The 18,156-nt window shown below is 58.8% G+C and carries 13 protein-coding genes; 6 read left to right on the forward strand and 7 right to left on the reverse strand.

The features are described from left to right. The first annotated feature begins 169 nt into the window (after positions 1 to 169). Together E4021_RS03545 and E4021_RS03550 are read left to right on the forward strand one after the other, a co-directional pair. Complete coding sequence (locus E4021_RS03545) at positions 170 to 1,126, forward strand: SPFH domain-containing protein (RefSeq protein ID WP_136456526.1); 957 nt, start codon at positions 170 to 172, stop codon at positions 1,124 to 1,126. Then, complete coding sequence (locus E4021_RS03550; protein WP_136456527.1) at positions 1,127 to 1,627, forward strand: AAA family ATPase; 501 nt, start codon at positions 1,127 to 1,129, stop codon at positions 1,625 to 1,627. Positions 1,628 to 1,631: 4 nt separating this feature from the next. Here the strand turns inward: E4021_RS03550 and E4021_RS03555 are convergent, their stop codons facing one another. Continuing rightward, on the reverse strand, positions 1,632 to 3,158 hold the full coding sequence (locus E4021_RS03555) for a GH3 auxin-responsive promoter family protein (protein ID WP_136456528.1): 1,527 nt from the start codon (positions 3,156 to 3,158) through the stop codon (positions 1,632 to 1,634). A gap of 49 nt (positions 3,159 to 3,207) precedes the next feature. Next, a complete protein-coding gene (locus E4021_RS03560; protein WP_136456529.1) occupies positions 3,208 to 4,008 on the reverse strand; it encodes a patatin-like phospholipase family protein in 801 nt (266 codons plus the stop codon). 74 nt (positions 4,009 to 4,082) lie between these two features. Here E4021_RS03560 and E4021_RS03565 point away from each other — a divergent pair, with 74 nt between their 5' ends. After that, on the forward strand, positions 4,083 to 4,799 hold the full coding sequence (locus tag E4021_RS03565; protein ID WP_136456530.1) for an SDR family oxidoreductase: 717 nt from the start codon (positions 4,083 to 4,085) through the stop codon (positions 4,797 to 4,799). Positions 4,800 to 5,267: 468 nt separating this feature from the next. On the opposite strand, the gene E4021_RS03570 is transcribed toward E4021_RS03565, so the two are convergent. Next, positions 5,268 to 6,587 (reverse strand): serine hydrolase, encoded by a 1,320-nt coding sequence (locus E4021_RS03570; RefSeq protein ID WP_211096952.1) that lies wholly within the window; start codon positions 6,585 to 6,587, stop codon positions 5,268 to 5,270. A gap of 301 nt (positions 6,588 to 6,888) precedes the next feature. On the opposite strand from E4021_RS03570, the gene ahcY reads away from it, so the two are divergent. Next, positions 6,889 to 8,202, forward strand: a complete 1,314-nt coding sequence (gene ahcY / locus E4021_RS03575) for an adenosylhomocysteinase (RefSeq protein WP_136456531.1) — start codon at positions 6,889 to 6,891, stop codon at positions 8,200 to 8,202. A 374-nt stretch (positions 8,203 to 8,576) separates the two neighbouring features. On the opposite strand, the gene E4021_RS03580 is transcribed toward ahcY, so the two are convergent. From E4021_RS03580 to E4021_RS03595, 4 genes are all read right to left on the reverse strand, one after another. After that, positions 8,577 to 8,906 (reverse strand): hypothetical protein, encoded by a 330-nt coding sequence (locus E4021_RS03580; RefSeq protein ID WP_136456532.1) that lies wholly within the window; start codon positions 8,904 to 8,906, stop codon positions 8,577 to 8,579. A 140-nt stretch (positions 8,907 to 9,046) separates the two neighbouring features. Continuing rightward, a complete protein-coding gene (locus E4021_RS03585; protein WP_136456533.1) occupies positions 9,047 to 10,960 on the reverse strand; it encodes a DUF3857 domain-containing protein in 1,914 nt (637 codons plus the stop codon). Then, positions 10,957 to 12,951, reverse strand: coding sequence for a DUF3857 domain-containing protein (locus E4021_RS03590; protein WP_136456534.1), 1,995 nt, complete (start codon positions 12,949 to 12,951; stop codon positions 10,957 to 10,959). The genes E4021_RS03585 and E4021_RS03590 overlap by 4 nt, the downstream gene beginning before the upstream one ends. Positions 12,952 to 13,022: 71 nt before the next feature. Continuing rightward, a complete protein-coding gene (locus E4021_RS03595; RefSeq protein WP_168797454.1) occupies positions 13,023 to 15,014 on the reverse strand; it encodes a DUF3857 domain-containing protein in 1,992 nt (663 codons plus the stop codon). Positions 15,015 to 15,145: 131 nt separating this feature from the next. On the opposite strand from E4021_RS03595, the gene E4021_RS03600 reads away from it, so the two are divergent. Together E4021_RS03600 and ppk1 are read left to right on the forward strand one after the other, a co-directional pair. Beyond that, on the forward strand, positions 15,146 to 16,054 hold the full coding sequence (locus tag E4021_RS03600) for a DUF72 domain-containing protein (protein ID WP_136456536.1): 909 nt from the start codon (positions 15,146 to 15,148) through the stop codon (positions 16,052 to 16,054). An 18-nt stretch (positions 16,055 to 16,072) separates the two neighbouring features. Further along, positions 16,073 to 18,148, forward strand: a complete 2,076-nt coding sequence (gene ppk1 / locus E4021_RS03605; protein WP_136456537.1) for a polyphosphate kinase 1 — start codon at positions 16,073 to 16,075, stop codon at positions 18,146 to 18,148. The last annotated feature ends 8 nt before the right edge of the window (positions 18,149 to 18,156 follow it).

Below are 18,156 nucleotides of genomic sequence, written 5' to 3' on the forward strand. Positions count from 1 at the left end.
GGCCAGGGGCCGCGCCAGTCGGTTTGGCAGGGTAGAATAGGGATCGGCGCCCGGGCTACGCCACCGGGCCGCCCTGATTTCGACCAATGGGCCGTGAGGCGCGCCCAACGTCCGTCCCTTCCGCAACTGCTTATCGTCAATAACGTTATCTTACCATAAATCCCTGATCATGTCAATCGCATTTATAGTAATCCTGGTATTTGCCCTGTTGGTAATTACCGGAAGCTTCTTCACCGTCCGCCAGCAAAGCGCCGCCATCCTGGAGCGCCTGGGCCGTTTTCAATCCATTCGCGGACCGGGCTTCCATTTCAAGGCCCCCTTTATTGACCGTGTCGCCGGCAAGGTGAGCCTTAAGGTGCAACAGCTCGACGTCAACGTCGAAACCAAGACGAAGGACAACGTTTTCGTCAAATTGAAGGTCGGCGTGCAGTTCGCCGTCGGCCCGGAAAGCGTCTACGATGCGTTTTACAAGCTCGACAACCCCTACGAGCAGATCAACAGCTACATCTTCGACGTGGTCCGTGCCGAGGTACCCAAGATGAAACTTGACGACGTCTTCGAACGCAAGGATGATATCGCCAACGCCATCAAGACGGAACTGCAGGAGGCCATGACCAGCTACGGCTACAACATTGTCAAGGCCCTGGTCACCGATATTGACCCCGACGCCACGGTAAAAGTGGCGATGAACCGCATCAACGCCGCTGAGCGCGAAAAGCTGGCCGCCGAATACGAAGGTGAGGCCGACCGCATCCGGATTGTTGCCAAAGCCCGCGCCGAAGCGGAAAGCAAGCGCTTACAGGGACAAGGTATCGCCGACCAGCGTCGCGAGATCGCCAAGGGACTTGAGGAGTCGGTCGACATCCTCAACAGCGTGGGCATCAACAGCCAGGAAGCATCCGCCCTCATCGTGGTCACCCAGCACTATGACACCCTGCAGAGCATGGGCGAAAACGTGAATTCCAACCTCATCATGCTGCCCAACGCCCCCACGGCGGGTTCCGACATGCTGGCCAACATGACCGCCAGCTTTGTAGCCAGCCAGCAAATGGGTGAAGAGATGAAGGAGCAGAGCGAAAAACTCAAGGCCCAGAAGAAACGCGACCGGATCAAGCTGGAGCGGTAATTGAAGATTCTGGTTACCGGCCCCGAGAGCTCGGGGAAGTCTACCCTATCCCGACAGTTGGCCTGGGCGCTCGACGGCATCTTTATAGCCGAACAGGCCCGGGCCTACCTCCACGCCCTGGACCGGCCCTACTCCATGGCCGACCTGCCATTGATCTGGACCCGCCAACGACAGGCCGAGGACGAAGCCATGCGCACGGAAGCGTCCTTTATCGTTTGCGATACTGGTCCGGAAGTGATCCGGGTGTGGTCGGAAGTCAAATACGGCGAATGTGCCCCTGGTGTGATGCGGGCTTTCCATGAGCGCCCTTACGACCTTGTATTGCTGTGTCACCCCGATTTGACCTGGATCCCTGACCCCCTGCGGGAACATCCCGACCCATCCGACCGCCGGGCCATTTATGCCATCTACGAAAAATACCTCCCCGGGGCCATTTCCATTCGTGGATCCAACCGCCTTGCTCAGGCCTTGCGCGCGGTGTGGACTTTTCTGGGCCGGTAGGTGCCTATTCCTGCGCCGGCAAGCGCGAAAGTATGTCCTCCACTACACCCCGGTGGTTCACCAGCCGTGGCACCTTGTGTTGCCCACCCAGTTTACCGCGATCCGCCAGCCACTGCCGAAAAAATCCGTCGGGCAGGACGGTGAGGGCGTGTCGGTTGATCGCGAAATCGTTGCTGCGTTTGGTGCGGTAATTGCCATTGTGCCGCTGCAGCGCCTCGTCGAGGGCCCGGTTGAAACGCTCGAGGTCCGAGGGTTCCCGCTCGAATTCGATCAACCAGTGGTGGCGGCCCTTGCGGTCCACCTCGATGTACTGCGGCGCTACCGTAAACTCCCGCACCGAGGCCCCGGTCGAGGTACAAGCTTCCAGCAGGGCACCCTCCGCTTCTGACCGCAGCAGGTCCTCCCCAAAAGCGTTGATGAACTCCTGGGTGCGACCGACGATGACCAATCGGTAGGGATCAACTTCCGTAAACCGGATAAGGTCGCCCATCGGATACCGGTACAGCCCGGCGGCGGTCGTAATCAGCATGACGTAGATCTCATCCACCCGTACCCCTTGCAGGGAAACCGCCTCTTGACTTCCCTGCTGATAGTCGTCCCAGGGGATGAATTCGTAATAGATTCCGGTAGTCAGAAGCAGGAGCATGGTCCGGAGGTCATCGCGGTCCTGTACGGCAAAGAAGCCTTCGGTCGCATTATAGATCTCCTGAAAAATGAAGCCCGGCTTGGGGAACAGTCGCTCGAACTGGGCGCGGTAGGGGGCGAAATTGACTCCCCCGTGCTTGAAGACGGCCGCATCCGGCCAGACGTCGAGCATGGTGTCTCCACCGTGGATTTCAAGAATGCGCCGGTAGAGGGGCAGGTTCCAGGTGGGTACGCCGCCGAGAATCGTGATGCCGGGTTCGAAGGCAACCTGATGGGCGATCTTCTCGATTTTCTCTTCGTAGTTCGGGGCAGTAGCCAGCTGTACATCGGGGATGTAAAGCGGGCGCATGATGCGCGGAATGCTCAGGATAATGGCGGCGCTGATGTCGGCCTTGGGTAGTCCGGAAGCTTCATGGATACCCTGGTACGCGCCCCCGATGAGCAAATTTTTGTGGCTGAAGACTTCCAGTTCCTCATTCTTCTCGTACAGGGCCGCGAGGCTGAGCCAACTGCCCTTGAGGTGGATGGCCCCTACGGCCGATTGGGGAATGGGCAGGAACTTGACCGCCCCGGTAGTACCGCTGGTAGTGGCGATCCAGGCTGGCGGATCGTGGGTGAGCACCCGCTCCTCTCCCGCCAGAATGCGATCGATATAGGGGCGATGTTGCTCGTAATTTCTTACCGGAACCGTGGTGGCGAATCGCTCGGGTTCGGTAATCAGGCGTTCGAAGTCGTGCTCTTGGCCGAAGGCCGTATACCGGTTGGTGCGCAGAATCTGCCGAAGTACCTCCTCCTGTAATTCAAGCGGGCGTTCGTAGTGGGCCTGCAACTCGCGGCGGTACCTACCCAAATAGGTTTTGAACAGCGTATTGACGATGCTCAGCATGGTGACCGCTTTGTGTAGGGCCTAAGGAAAGCAAAGAAAAGGAGTGAGATCATAAAATTTCGAGCAGCTCGCGCTTACTTTCCAGCAAACGCAAAATATAGGGCAGGCGTTTGCGGGTGTGCTCGTACCCCACGTCGTGCAAGTCCGTCAGGCGGTTCAGGTTGAAGATATGATAATCGTTAAGGTTGCTCGGTTCCAGTACCACGTCGCACAGTTCGGCGGAGGGCAGGGTGTTGGCCATGATCGACAGATCGAAGCACCGCCAGACGATCCCGATGACGGTTTTCACGTCGGCGGGTTTGAGGCTTTCGTAGGGCATCAGGTTGCTGCCGATGATGAAGTCGGTCTGATTGAGCAGTGGTTTGACGGGCATATTCTCGATCACCCCCCCGTCGACGTATTGCGCTCCGTCGATGACCACCGGCCGAAACAGGAAAGGAATACCGCAACTGGCCGCCACTAGCTCGTGCAGCGGACCGCTGTCGTGGCATTCGAGCTGGCCGGTGTTCAGGTTGGTAACGCCCACGTAGAAGTGTCGCTGCAGCTGTTCGAAGCTATTGTCGGGAATCACCGTGGCCAGGCGCTCCTGCAAGTAGACGCTGCTGGTCAGTCCGGTAAGGGGCATACCCAACTTGTAGAAGCGAAAGATGGAGGACTCCAGGGCGAAGGTCATCATGTCGTCCGGACTCACCCCCGCGGCGTAGAGCGCCCCGACCAAGGCACCGGCGCTCACGCCTACGACCTTTTCGGGTTCGATACCGGCTTCGGTAAGCGCGCGTAGCGCCCCGATGTGTGCGGCACCCCGCGCGCCGCCGCCCGAAAGCGTGATGCCAATGGTCAACTTCTCCATCAGACTTACAGACACCCTACGCCGCACCCTGGTTCAGGCCCCAACCTTTAAAGGAGGATTGCGTTGCAAACAGCATGAAAGATCTCAAGCAAAAGACCGCCTACGTCACCGGCGGCAGTAAAGGAATCGGCTACGGAATTGCCGAAAAACTGATGGAAAATGGTGTCAATGTCGTCATTACCAGCCGCAGTCAGGACGCCGCCACCGAGGCCGCGGATCGCCTTAATGCCCTGGGCCATCCCGGCCGCTGCGTGGGTACGGAAGCCGACGTACGTAGCCTGAAAAGCCAGCAGAAAGCCGTAGCCCTGGCCCGCGACACCTTTGGCGGACTGGACATCGTGGTTGCCAACGCCGGCGTGGGGCACTTCGCCCCGGTACAGGAACTGACGGAGGAGCAGTGGAACGAGACGATCGATATCAACCTCACCGGCACCTTCCTGACCGTGAAGGCCAGCATCGACGAACTCATCAAGTCGAAGGGCTACCTGTTTACCATAGCCAGTCTGGCCGGCACCAATTTCTTTGCCAGCGGCTCGGCGTATAACGCCAGTAAATTCGGCGTGGTGGGCTTTACGCAGGCCGTAATGCTAGACGTGCGCAAACAAGAGGTGAAGGTATCGACCATCATGCCCGGTTCGGTAGCCACGCACTTCAACGGCAACGAGCCGGATGAGAGCGACGCCTGGAAAATCCAGATCGAGGATCTTGGGCAGCTGGTAATCGACCTCCTGAAGATGCCCGCCCGGACGCTGCCGAGTAAGGTGGAGGTGCGGCCTGCTGTGCCTCAGTAGGGATTCTATAATTTACAAGGGGTAAAGTACCATTTACAATTTGCGGCTCTGCTCACTCCGTTCGTCTAGCGGCTCTGCTCGCTTAGCTCGTCCTACGGCTCTGCTCGCTTAGCTCGTCTGGCGACTCTGCTCGCTACGTCCGTCTTACAGCTCTGTTCGCTTTGCTCGTCTGACGGCTTTGCTCACTACGTTCGACTGACGGGTCTGCTTGCTTTGCACGGCTGGCGGCTTAGCTCACTACGTTCATCTGACGGTTTTGCTGGCTTTGCTGGTCTGGCAGCTTTGCTTGCAACGGTTGCTTGATGGCCCTACTCAGATCGCCTCTTTGACCGCTTTGTTCGCTTCGCTTATCTGGGGCTCTATTCTCTTTGATTGGTATTACCAACCGGGCACTTTTCCAGAGTGAGAGCGTAGCGAGCAAGGCCGCCATTTTTAACTTGTATGTACTCAATAGTACATTGAGTCGGTTCAATCATTGCCACTCTCGGCAGCATCCTCTCCCGTGCCGATGTTTTCGCTGGGGTCGGGTGTTTGGGTGCGGCGGATCACCTTGTCGATGCGGGTAGCCAGCACCTGGTGGTCGTAGGCGGAGTTGCGGCCCAGCACGTTGGACATGAGGGCTACCAGGTAGCGGGTGCCGTCGGGTTGCTCGACGATGGCTACGGAGTTCATGTAGTTCATGCGGTTGCCCTTGTACTTGGCGCAGCTGGTGCCGGGCCGGCAGCCGTACAGGGATCCTGATTTGAAGTAGACGCCGGCAGAATCGAGGGCGGGTGCGTGGGCGTAGCGGATGCGGCGGTCGGTCATGTACATCAGGCGCTTCAGTTCGAGGCTGGAGGGGGCGTCCACTACCCTGCCCGATTCGAGGGCGGTAAGCCACTTCATTAGTCCGCGGACCGTGCCGATGCTTCCCCCCTTTGGAGGAACGATGCCGCTGGCCCCGCGGGTGAACATCGTTCCCAGCCGCCAGGCGTCGCCGTCAATGCCCATATCGCGGAGCGGACCGTTCACGACGTCCTCACCCAGGTCGCGCAGCGTGGTGCGATCCGTGGTTTTGAAGTAGTCCATCATCTCCTCGTAGGTAAGGTCGGGGTACCGCTCGCCGAATACGCGCATCAGGAGGGCTTCGCGCCACACGATGCTGGCGGCGCCGTTGTTGCTGACCGAGAGCATATGATCGACCCATTGGTAGAGGTTGAACTCGTCGGAGGGGTCGACCCGCTTCCGGGAGTAGCGCTCGGTTTCCGGATCGTAGATGGGGATGGTGTGGTGGTCGTACACGCCGAAGGGGCCGGCCTTAACCACCTTGCGGCGCATCAGGTCCCAGCGTTTGTGGATGCTGTCGGGGTACATATTCTGCAGTTCGCAGAAAAAGGCGGTGGCCACGGCGAGTTTGCCTACACTACCGGGTTGGTAGCCGGCGGTGGGGTTGCGCTCGGCGTAGCGGTGCGGGCGGCCGGGGGTCATATCGAACACGGCTACCGAGTAAGAGGGGTGCATGTTGGGGAAGATCTTGCCGATCTCCTGCTGCAGCGCCGGGTCAACGGCCGGGAGGCTGTCGAGGGGGTCTTCCATGAGGTTCAGCCGAACGTATTCGAGACTGTGGCGGGCGCCGTAGGGCAAGGCGCGGACGATGGCCGCGCTGTCCATACGCGCCAGACGGACCAGCCGTTCGATGCCGGTCTTTTCGTAGCCGTCAATGGGATAGGTGCCGGCGGGGGCGGCGGGGAACAGTACCGCCAAGATAACGGCACAGAACAGGAATATGCGGAAGTGTTGGAGAGTCATCGCCGGTAAAGGTAATGAGGAGATTTGAGGGGGGATTTGGGATTGTGGATTTGGTGTCAGACATCCGACGTGTCAGTCCTGCCAGGCTGGCAGACGTCGGACGTCTGTCATAATGTCATTCCCAGAAATCCTAGGATATACTTAGAGCCCGGCGTCTCATTTTGCTTTACGGAATGAAATATTCAAAAATTTGAGAATCCCTGAGCCTGCCACGTCCGACGTCTGCAAAATTGTCAGCACTGCCACGTCCGACGTCTAACTCACCAAAAAACCCTACCTTTGCGCGCTAAAATCGAAACTTATGCCCGCCACGGACACCCGCCCGAATTATAAAGTAAAAGACATCAACCTGGCCGATTGGGGCCGCAAGGAGATCCGCCTCGCCGAAGCCGAAATGCCCGGCCTGATCGCCCTGCGCGAGCAGTACGGCCAAAGCAAACCCCTTAAGGGCGCCCGCATCGCCGGCTGCCTGCACATGACCATCCAGACCGCAGTGCTGATCGAGACACTGGTCGAACTCGGTGCCGAAGTGACTTGGTCAAGCTGCAACATCTTCTCCACCCAAGATCACGCCGCGGCCGCCATCGCCGCCGCTGGAGTACCCGTCTACGCCTGGAAAGGAATGACGCAGGAGGAATTTGACTGGGCCATCGAGCAGACGCTGTATGCCTTCCCCGACGGACAGCCCCTCAACATGATCCTCGACGACGGCGGTGACCTCACCAATATGGTCTTCGACGATCACCCCGAGCTCGTCGACGGTATCCGCGGCCTTTCTGAGGAGACCACCACCGGCGTCCACCGCCTGTACGAGCGTATGAAGAACGGCACCCTCGTAATGCCCGCCATCAACGTGAATGACTCGGTAACCAAATCGAAGTTCGACAACAAGTACGGTTGCAAGGAATCGGCCGTCGACGCCATCCGCCGCGCCACCGACGTCATGATGGCCGGCAAAGTGGCCGTGGTAGCCGGCTACGGCGACGTGGGCAAGGGTACCGCCGCTAGCCTCCGCGGAGCCGGTTGCCGGGTCATCGTCACCGAAATCGATCCCATCTGCGCCCTGCAGGCCGCCATGGACGGCTTTGAAGTGAAGCGCATGGAGAACGCTGTTCCCCGTGCCGACATCATCGTCACCGCCACGGGCAACTTCAATATCCTCACCGAGCAGCACTTCCGCGCGATGAAGGACAAGACCATCGTCTGCAACATCGGCCACTTCGATAACGAGATCGACATGGCGTGGCTCAACAAGAACTACGGCCACACCAAGGATAACATCAAAGCGCAGGTCGACCTCTACAACATCGAAGGCAACGACGTCATCATCCTGGCGGAAGGTCGCCTGGTGAACCTGGGTTGCGGCACGGGCCACCCGAGTTTCGTAATGTCCAACAGCTTTACCAACCAGGTGCTGGCTCAAATGGAACTATGGAACAACCGCGACAGCTACGAGAACAAGGTTTACATGCTGCCCAAGCACCTTGACGAGCAGGTAGCCCGCCTGCACCTTGAAAAGATCGGCGTGGAACTGGAAGACCTCAGCGAAGCCCAGGCCAAGTACATCGGCGTAGACCAGAACGGTCCCTTCAAGCCCGACCACTACCGGTACTAGACCCGCAAAGGACCACCACGCAAACAGGTGTACCGGCAGTGCCGGTACACCTGTTTTGTTTTGTCGATGGTGGTTTGGTGTGCAAAGATTATCCCATGCATGCGTCCCATGCGCTGCATGGTAATTGGTCTAGCAGATCTTTGGATGTACCTATCGCGCGGGCTTGCTTTGCTCCCCCGCCTGGTTGAAAGCTGTAAAGGGCTGGATACGGGCCACGGTGAAAAGCTTTCAAAAAATCGGGATGGCACACATAGCCGTATGAGTCCTCAAGCAGGAGGCACACTCACTGCGTGGGTTGAGGTTGCTCTGTATTTACCGAGGAATCAGACTACTCCTCCCCCAGCCTTCACAGGAGACAAAATTTTCCATTCCACTCAGATCGACCGAATGAAAATGGCGTGTTCTTCCAGCAGCGTGGAGAGGTCTTCGAACAGTTCGCGCACGGCGTGGAATGCCGATTGATCTTCTGTGCCGGTCGGTACCAGGTTTACCGTCTCCCGCTGATAAAATGGTTCCAGGGGGTATTTCTCGGTCACGGCGGCATCAGGGCTCGCCACCAGGGGGACGGAAGGCGGCAGCAGCAGCTCAAAGGTGGGTCTCGGGTCTGTCGGTGATGGACCGTGCCCGACGCTGCGGGGTTGCTGGGCCGCCAGCGTGGTGGAAAACAATACGAACAGAAAGACAAAGGGTAGTTGTTGGGACATAGCAAGGCATAGGCTGAGGGTTAAACCATACCAAATGGTTAACCCCGGACGGCAATATTGCCGCCGGATAAACTGCCTACATGCACGAGTTATTTCCCCCTTACCGTTCTTTTAGATTTGTTTCTTCGCGCTTCTTCTATTTATTTCGTTCGACGCTCGCGGAAGACCAGTTGTATGGATTCAGCCTTGGCGACGTCGACAAAAAACTGCCGGAATTCAGGGAATTCCTCTGCCGGCACCAAGGCCGGGCGCAGTAAGAGCGTCCGGATCCACAGCAGGCCCTCATCCGTAGCGCGCATCTCGGCGCGGTATTCACCCACCGCGTGCTCGTATACCAGGGCTTCGCTCAGAAGCCCGGACTCAATCTCGAGGCTTTCGTCGTAGTGCACCCGTACAGTATCAACCAGGAATCGGGTTGTACGGTAATCTACCGGTAAGCGCCGCTCTTCCTGGGGATCGGGAATGTTGGTATAGGGGTGAGGGTTCAGCGCAAAAAAGCGACGACTGCCCATTTTGCGTACCCGGCTGTTCAATGTGGTGTTATAGGCCAGTGTAACTTCTGGCGCGTCCTCGGCAACGGTGTATGTAAAGGCACTACCGGAAACGTCGGGCAGAAAATTGTTCCGGTGTAGCCAGTCCAGGCGGTCCTGCGTGCTTCCGAAGTAGGCCGCCAGCTCCCTAAACAGCTCCTGCGCACCACCGAAGTAGGTGGCACTGAGTTCAAATTCCACCGCATTGTCGCCATCCAGCGTTTGGGTAACCGACCGTAAGTGACCGTGTTCCGACGGCACGAGCGAAGGCGTACGCGCCAGTCGCCCGCCCTCCGGGGTAATCCACAATACGCCTCGGTCCAGGGTGGATTCCCCGAGGTAGCCCGTGGGGGCGTGCTTGCTGGTACATTCCAGATACATCTCTTCGGACGGCACGTACAGCACCATATGGTTGAAGGCCGAAGTCGCAAAATCCTCCCGAATGGCATAGTACGGCACATCGGAGCTGTTGATGAGTACGGGATAGGATGCGATACCCACCTCCTTCAGCATGGCCCCCATGTAGTTGCTCAACGCCTTGCAATCGCCGTAGCGATTCTCATCGACGTAGGTGGCGCTGAAGGGTTGCCAGCCTCCGATGCCCAGCTGGACGCTTACGTAGCGGCAGCGGGTCTGCATGAAGCGGTACAGGCGGTCTACCCGCTCGCGGTCGGTAGCGGCGCCCTCCACCACGGCGTGTACCTCCGCGGCAAGTTGATCGGGCAACTGGTCCCGGCCGGTCATGATGCTCCCGATGAAGCTTCCAAACCGGCTCCAGTCGCTGAAACTGCCGCGGTAGTTTTCAATCTGGAAGTCGCCCAGGGCCACCCGTACGTAAGGCAGCGTTTCCGTTGCCACCGGCGCTAGTGGTTCGCTCGGTTGGGCGGGGATATTCTCAAGGGTCCAGCGGTAAATCCGGTCCTTACCCTCCACGGACACCTGCGGGTCGGCCACGAGAGAGGAAGCGTAAAGCAGGTCTATCTCATTCGGCACGTAAGCGGTGAAGGTCGACTTCACCAAGGATTGATCGCGCTGTACAGGACTCCAGTGGGGAAAGGCCATGGCCGCGAAGTCGGTAAGCTTTCGCTCGATTTCCACCGCGATCGTGCAGGGGTATGCGGTACAGGGCACTTTGGTGTACCGTACCCAGCGATCTTCAAGGAAGGATACCTCGGAGGTGACCCGTTCGTCCTGGATGTTTCCCTTCTTGGCGCGGAAGAATTCCCGGCCGAACAGATCGGTGGCCGCTACCTCGAATGTATTGATCTTCGATTCTCCATCGTAGGCGGCGATGATCAGATCCTCGCGATCGTGCCGACTGTTCAGGAGCGTAACGACCCACCGCTCGAGAATGGTAGCCGAACGCAGCGAGGTTACCCGGTACTCCAGGTCGTGAGCCATCACTACGGAGTTGGCGTTTTGCCGCAGACTATCGGGTAGTGCCAAAACGCCCAGCGCTTCGGACTGGCCTTGCACCTGCGCCCCCGCCCAGATGAATAAGAAAAGCAAGCAGGGACGAATCATAGTTGTTTCTTGAAGATAAGGGGTGAGGTCTGCAGTTCCGTAATGCGGCGGAACATTTCCCGCAGGGCCGGATATTCATCGGCGGCGTATAGCGTGCGATCCAGGATGACGGTGTAGACGACCGAAACGTGGCCGGGCGAAACCTCCTGTACCTGATAGGTAGCGGTCATACTTCCGTCGGCGGCGCGCAGGCGCACGGGAGCGGGGGCCTCTTCAAGGGCGTAGCCCGCCGGTAGCCGCAGGTTGGCCACGTAGCGCTGCTGCCACGGGTAGGGGAAATCGATAGGAAAGCTGCGCGTGTCCACGTCGGCCAATTCACCGTCTACCAGTGGCAGCAGGATGGGCTGAATATAAAGGTGGTCGTCGACCGCCTGCGCCACGGGGGCCGTAAGGCGCAGTTCGTAGGTGAACTGGTTGCGGGGTGCGTCGTCCGGTTCCTCGGCGGAGAAGGAGGTGACGCGTGCCTCGGGCATTACCTGCAATATGGCGGGTACCATCGGGGCCTCGGCGTCGCTTTTCCGCTGGTTAAGGGCAGTACGGCCATCAAAGGCGAAGTAGTCCAGCATCCGCGACTTGACGACTACCTCGGCCTCCCCGGACTCCGCAACGTCCACGTCGAGCATCATAACCTGGCGCGACGAGGGTACGTCCAGCGAGATCCAGCGCGGGTCGCTCTTGTCGGCTACCCAGCCCCGGTGGTTGAGCGCGCGCTCGCGGGGCAGACCGGCCGGGCGGTCGGCCGATCCCGTATCCAGAAGCAAGGGCTTCCCGTCCGCCTCGGTGTAAACCATGAGGTGGTTGAACTGATGAAGCAGCGGGTACTGCTCGATGGGGGCGCCGGTGTTGCGCAGGGATACCAACAGGGGGTGGGCCTCCACCCCGGCCTCGTTGAGCAGGCTCAACAGAGCAATATTCAGATCGGCGGAATTGCCGCTTTTCGACTGAAAGACCTGGTCGGGAGTCTTGGAAGCCAGCATGTCGTAATTGCCGTTCCAGCTGATGTTGCGGTTGATGAAGGCGTAGGCCGCCTCTATCTTTTCGCCCTCGGAGGCCTGCTGTGCGATCAGGGGCTCGGCGGCTTTCCACAAAGCATTGTAGTTGATCTTGTTGCGGTAGTACCGCCCGAAATCCTGCCGGTCCTGAAGTTCCTTGACCGTCTCCTTCCAGTTGCTGAAAATGGACCGCTCCGGACTGCCGGGGTACTGCACGGCCTGCAACTGCAGGCGGACGCTGGGCAGGTAATCGCCGGCGTTGTTGCTGTAGGGTTGATTGCGGAAAGCGGGCAGGTCGCGCATCGCCCAGAGGATGTCCGAATGCTCGATCTTTTGCTGACCGCCATTGTAGGCTCCGGTATTGAAGCGGGGACCCCAGGCGCGGGGCGTCAGCTTGACCTCGTTAACGTCAAGACGCGGCGCGGTGAGCGAAACGTAGCGGTAATAAGGCGGAATCATTGCGTCGTACTGGGCCCAACGTACCGGTATATCCTCCTGAAAAGTGTACGATGAGGGTATGAGGATATTCTTCCGCCTTTCCAGGTACCGGTATTCCACGATCGCGCCTTCGCTTACCTGGGGGAAGGTGAACTTGAACGCTTCGCGGGTGCCTTCAAGTTTCTCGCGGTATATCTGTGCGGCCGGTACCGGAAGGGAACCGCCGCCGGGGAGGTGAATGAAGGCTTCCACTTCACTGATCTCGGCGTATTCCCGGTTGAAGGTCAGCGTGATATTGGCCCGGTCGAAGGAGGACGGTTTGAGCAGTTTCACGCGGCGGTGGTGGCGCTCGGTGAGCGACGGCCCGTCCGAATCACTGTATTCGAAATCCAGACTCAGGCGGTCGTAAAGCACATATGCATCGGCCGTGGGGTCACCGGGCACCTCCATTAGCGCACGCTCTTCGTCGGTCACCCGTCCGAAGGATACTTCGGGGGTGGATTGAGCAGCGACCTGGATTGTCATCAGACAAAAAACCAGCGTGCAAAAGTCTCGGATCATATAGGGGTGAGTGGTGTGCGGAACGCTCCGGAAGGTCGAAAATATTCCCCAGTGGGGAGTACAATCGTTAATTATTTGGCGCGACGAAATACAATTGTGGCCTCCTGCAATTCGATGATCCGGCGGTACATATCCCGCAGCATGGGATAGGCATCGGCGGGGTACACCGTTTGGTCCAGGTTTACCCGAAATACAATCGAGATCGTGCCGTTGGCGTCGTCCGAAGCGGAATAAAAAGCCGCCATGCCCCCATCTGCACTGCGCAGGCGCACGGACGCCGGCAGTTCTTCAACGGCATACCCCTCTGGCACCTTGATGTTGGCGATGTAATTGACCTGCCAGGGATAGGGAAAATCAATCGGATAGAGCCGCTGTTCCACATCATCAAGTTCGTCGTCGAGCAGTGGAATGACCACCGGCTGCAAATAGAGGTAATCATCCGCCACCATACCGGCCGGTACGTCCAGTTCGGCGGTGATGCCCAGGGCACCGGAGGGGTCGTCAACCCCGTGGGTTACCTCGTGCGACCGAACTTGCGTTTCCGGGAAGCCGGCGACGATCTCCCGCACCAGCGGTCCGTCGAGGGGTGAATCCATACGCGACAGTTCCTGCCGGCCCCGCAGGGCATAGTAGCTGTTCAATTTGCTCTCTATCTTGATTTGGGACGCACCGGCTTCGTCAAGACCAATGTGTGCCATCACGATCTGTTTGGCCTGGGGCACAAACACGTCCACCCATCGTGGGTGAGCCGGATCGGCTACCCAGCCCCGGTGGTTGAGGGCCTTTTCGCGGGGCAGGCCGGGGGGGCGACCCGCGTTGTTGGCGTCCAGCAGGTACGGTTGCCCCTCCACTTCCGTGTACACGAGCAGGTGATCGAACTGCGTCAGTATGGGATAAATTTCCACGGGCGAGCCCTGGTCCCGCAGGGAGACGAGCAGGGGGTAAGCCGGGATACCGGCTTCGTGCAGCAGGGCCAACAGGGCGAGATTAAGGTCGGCGCTGTTGCCCTCCCCTTTTTCCAGTACCTGGTTTGGGCTGTCGGTCCCGAAAATACTGGTGGATCCGTTCCAGCGGAGGTTCCCACAGACGTAGCGGTAGGCGGCATCAATGCGCGCCTGAACCCCTTCGGCTGCGGAGATGGCCGGCTCAGCCGCTTCCCAGACCTGTTTGTAGTTGGACCGGTTCAAATAGGCGCGGCCAAAATTGCGGTGATCGGTGAGGTTCTCGACCGTCTCTTTCCAGTTGCTGAAGACCGGTTGCGCGATTTCACCGGGGTAGTTGACCGACTGCAGTTGCAGCCGTACGCGGGGCAGATAGTCGGTAGCATTGTTCGTATAGGGCTGGTACTCGAAAGCCGGTACATCCTGCATGGCCCAGCGGATGTCCTGGTGCGCCACACGCTCGTGGGCGGTAGGCACCTTGCGGAATACCGGTCCCCAGGGTTTGCGGGTGGTCTTGACGTCATTGACGACGTAGTTTCCGGAGATTCCGAGACTTACGTACTTGTAGTATTCGGGGACGAAAGCGGTATACTCGGACCAGCGCACGGGCACGTCGCGCTGAAAGGCGAAGCGGGTGGGAATGAGAATATTCTCCGAGCGCTGCGTGTAGGTGTATTCGATGACTGCCCCGGGTGTCACCTGCGGAAAGGTAAACTTGAGGGTATTGTAGTCGCCGTCGCGCTCGCGGATGAAGTCCTTGCCCGACAACTTGATGCGTTCCCCGTCGGGCAGGTGGATGACCGCCTTCAGGCCCGAGATGGCTTCAACATCACGGTTGTAGCGCAGGGAAACGTTAGCGCGGTCGAACGCGGCGGGCGTGATCAGTTTTACCCGGGTGTGAAATTCCTCGATCGTAGTGGGTCCCTTGTCGCGCAGGTAATCGAACTTCAGGTCGAGCCGGTCGTACAGGATGTAAGCCGCGGCGGCGGAGTCCTTTCCCGGGGGCATGGCCGCCAGGTCCTCCGCGGTAATTTTGCCGAATTTAACGTCCCCATATTCCTGGGCCAGTAATAAGGTGGAAAAAAGCAGAGCGGGTAATAACCCCAGCAGGCGAAGTAACATGTAACGGGATATGCAGATGGATACCAAAAAGCACCATCCGGGGTGAAATGCAATAGCACGTATTAGGTAAACCATAATCCCTTGTCGATTATTGGATATTACCCATCATTAATAAACGCGTTTCGGCGAATATGAAATTTGGAAAAGTAACCGACCCCTCCGCCATCGAATACCAACTTCCGGTGGAGCCACTGGCCAACCGTGCGCGTCTCGACCGCTACGAACTGGGCGTGGGGGAAGGGCGCCCACGCATTTACATCGGCGCCACCGGGTGGAGTATGAAGGAATGGGTGGGCAAGTGGTACCCCGACGGTGCCCGCACGTCAGATTATCTGGACCACTACGGCGCTCAATTCAATACCATCGAACTCAACACCACGCACTACCGCATCCCCACGCCGGAAATGGTGGAGAAATGGTACGCACAGGTGCCCGCTGACTTTCGCTTCTGCCCCAAGGTGCCGCAATTTATCAGCCATTCCCGCAACCTGGGAGCGGGCGACGGCGGACTGCAAAAGTTCGTCGCTGCCCTCGACGGGCTCCGGGAGAAAATGGGCTGTGCCTTCATTCAGTTGCCACCTTATTTCGGGGCGGACCGCCTGCCCGTGCTGGATGCTTTCCTGGGGCGGTGGCCGCGGGTGCTGCCTCTCGCCGTGGAAGCCCGCCATGAAAGCTGGTTCAGCGACCCCTTCGCCACCGAGGCCTTGATGGATACCCTGGCACGGCACGGTACCGCGGCGGTAATCACCGACGTAGCCGGCCGACGCGATGTGCTGCACGGCTACGTGACCGCTCCGCGCACCATGATCCGCTTCGTGGGCAACGGACTGATCGAGAGTGATTTCACCCGGCTGGCGGCCTGGGCGCGGAAGCTGCGGGAGTGGAATCTGCCGGAAACGTTTATCTTTCCCCACGAACCCGACAATGTGCTGGCCCCCGATGCCGCCGCCTGGTTGGCCGCTCACCTTGCCGAACTTGACTTTGCCGAGACCCGCGGCCCCCAACCCCACCGTGGCCCGGAGCAGATGAGCCTTTTTTAGCCCTTTTCCGATTTATCCATGAAAAACGATTACCCGGCCATCCCCCGCGACATCAGTTGGCTCTCCTTCAACCACCGGGTGTTGCAGGAGGCCAAGGACGAGAGCCTGCCCCTTTTCGAACGGCTGAAGTTCCTGGCCATCTACAGTTCGAACCTGGACGAATTCTTCCGGGTACGGATGGCCAACCACCGCAACCTCCTGCGCGTGAACAAGAAAACGAAGCGCGAGCTCGATATCAGCCCGAAGCAGACCGTCCGCACCATCCAGCGCATCGTCAACCGCCAGCAGGAAGAGTTCAGCCGCATTTTCGAGAAGAAGATCATCCCGCAACTGGCCAAGCACGGCATCCACCTGAAGCGCCGCCTGGACATGACGGAGGAAGACCAGGAGTTCGTACAGAACTACTTCAAGGAGTACATGCTTCCCTACGTGCAGCCCGTACTGCTGATCAAGGACATGGTACGTCCGTTCCTGAACAACGCGCAGTTGTACCTCTCCATATTGATGAAGGAGAAGGGAAAGGGAAAAACGGCCTACGCCATCGTGAAGATTCCCAGCGACCACCTGCCGCGCTTCATCGAGTTACCGAGCACCGACGGGGAACATAACCTGATTATGCTCGACGACATCGTGCGGCACTCTGTTTCCTGGATGTTCCCGGGTTACGATATCGACGACACCTTCAGCATCAAACTGACGCGCGACGCCGAGCTTTATATCGATGACGAATTTACGGGTGACCTGCTGGCCAAGATCAAGACCAGCCTGAACCGCCGGCATGTCGGACCGGCCAGCCGCTTCGTCTACGACCGCACGATGCCCACCCAACTGCGCACCTATCTGGAGGACACCTTCGAGCTGGACCGCTACGACATCCTCGCCGAGGGGCGCTACCACAACAACTTTGACTTCTTCAGCTTCCCGAATTTCGGGATGACGAAGTTGCTCTACCCGCCGCAGCCGCCGCTGCCCTACCCCGCCCTGGAAGAATCCGAAAACTTCTGGGCTTCGGTGCAGGAGGCGGATCACCTGCTGCATTACCCCTACCACAGCTACGAGTCGGTGGTGCGCTTCTTCGAACGCGCGGCCGAGGATCCGGCCGTGAGTCACATCAAGATCGTCCAGTACCGCGTGGCCCGCAAGTCGCGGATCATGCAGGCCCTCATGCGGGCCGTTACGCTGGGCAAGCAGGTAAGCGTATTCATCGAGGTGAAGGCCCGTTTCGACGAGGAGGCTAACTTGCGGTGGGGCGAAAAACTGGAGCAGGCCGGGGTGCACGTGCACTACAGTTTTCCCGGCGTTAAAGTCCATTCCAAGCTTGCACTGGTCCGCCGGGTCGAGAACGGTAAAGAGCGGATATACAATTACTTGTCCACCGGCAACTTCCACGAAGATACCGCCAAGGTTTACAGCGATTTCGGACTGTTCACGGCCGACGAAAGAATCACCAGCGAGGTATCCAGGATCTTCAGCTTTCTGGAAAACGTGATGATTCCGGAGCAACCGTTCCAGCACCTACTTGTCGGTCAGTTCAACCTGCGCAGCGCCCTGGAGAACCTGATAGAATTTGAAATCGCTGAGGCCCAGGCCGGTCGGTCGGCGGCCATGACCCTGAAGATGAACAGCTTGCAGGACAAGGCCATGATCGACCTGCTCTACCGCGCAAGCCAGGCGGGCGTCATGATTAACCTCATCGTGCGGGGCATCTGCTGCCTGGTACCGGGGCGGAAGGGCTACAGCGAGAATATTCACGGCATCAGCATCGTCGATCGCTACCTGGAACACGCCCGGATTTTCCACTTCCACCATGCGGGGGAGGAACTGGTGTACCTCTCATCGGCCGACTTCATGACGCGTAACCTGAGCCACCGGGTGGAGACCACCTTCCCTATCTACGATGAGGAACTGAAAGACAAGATTCTGGAGATACTGGACATTCAGCTGGCCGACAACGTAAAGGCGCGGCTGCTCAGCGATCAGCAGGGCAATACCTACTACCGCGGCGGCAGCGACCTCTCGATTCGCAGCCAGGAAGAAACCTACCACCTGATCAAGCGGACCCTGGTAGCTGAACAGATGGAACTCGAAGAGTAGCAATAGCA

Origin of the sequence: Neolewinella litorea (assembly GCF_004803465.1) — a bacterium.
Taxonomy (GTDB): Bacteria; Bacteroidota; Bacteroidia; order Chitinophagales; family Saprospiraceae; genus Neolewinella; species Neolewinella litorea.